General features: G+C 40.7%; 1 protein-coding gene. It reads left to right on the forward strand.

The genetic code is table 11. From position 1 onward, the window contains the following. Positions 1–286: 286 nt before the first annotated feature. The coding region (locus P5G49_RS17450; RefSeq protein WP_301245936.1) for a transposase at positions 287–1,246 on the forward strand (960 nt) is incomplete at its 3' end.

Raw genomic sequence — 1,246 nt, forward strand, 5'->3', positions numbered from 1 at the left:
GAGGCCACTGAAAAAGTCCACTTACGAGGGCTTATGCTGGAACTGTTGATTTTCGTTCCGAGCGGACGCTTTCCGTGGGGCGGGCGGTGAGCCTCCTCGTCGCTTTGCTCCTGCGGGGTCTCACCTGTCCCGCTAATCCCACAGGAGTCGCCGCTCTGCACTCCAATCAACGGAACTCACCCGCATATAAAGTAAAATTAAAAACAGTAATCTATTTCCTTTCATCGAGGAATGGATTGCTGTTTTTATTGTATAATTAACCTATTAAATCCAGGTGGTGTCCCCGATGATCTCTAATCAAGAAACCCTAAATCTCAGTCCATATATGGCAATTTACGATATCGTCGTCCCAAAAGATAATATGCTGCGTCAAATAAACGAACTTGTTGATTTCACCTTCATTCTCGAAGAGTTGAAAAGTAAATATTGCTTGGATAACGGCCGTAAAGCCGTGCCGCCAATTCGAATGTTTAAGTATCTGCTGTTGAAATCAATCTTCGACTTATCAGATGCCGATGTAGTGGAAAGGTCTAAATATGACATGTCCTTTAAGTATTTCTTGGACATGGCTCCGGAAGATCCTGTGATTAATTCAAGTTCATTAACGAAATTCCGTAAACTTCGTCTTCGAGACTTAGATTTATTAGACAAGCTTATCTATAAAACGGTTGATATCGCACTGGAAAAGAACTTGATTAAAAGTAAAACGATCATCGTGGATGCTACCCATACGAAATCGCGTTATAACCAAAAGTCACCTAAAGAGTTTCTAATGGAGAAATCCAAAAATGTACGAAAAGCAGTCTATCAAATCGATGGGTCCATGAAAGAGAAATTCCCGTCTAAAACCACTTCTAACGAAGTGGAAGATGAAATTGAGTATTGCCAAAAGGTTATCTCTACTGTTGAAAGTGAAGTTCACATTGCTCGAATACCAGCTGTACAGGAAAAATTGAACGTGTTAAAAGAAGTAATCGAAGATTACAGGGAAGAGCTTAATTTCTCAATGGATCCAGATGCGCGTGTTGGTCATAAAACGGCCGATTCTTCATTCTTTGGCTATAAAACGCATATCGCAATAAACGATGAACGACTTATTACAGCCGCAATTGTGACGACAGGCGAAAAGAGCGATGGTAAATATCTACAAGATTTGATTGAGAAGAGCCAAGAAACGGGTATGGAGATTGACACGGTAATCGGAGATACAGCTTATTCGGAAAAAGATAATATCCTCTACGCAAAA

The sequence above is a fragment of the Sporosarcina highlanderae genome, assembly GCF_030433715.1.
Taxonomy (GTDB): Bacteria; Bacillota; Bacilli; order Bacillales_A; family Planococcaceae; genus Sporosarcina; species Sporosarcina highlanderae.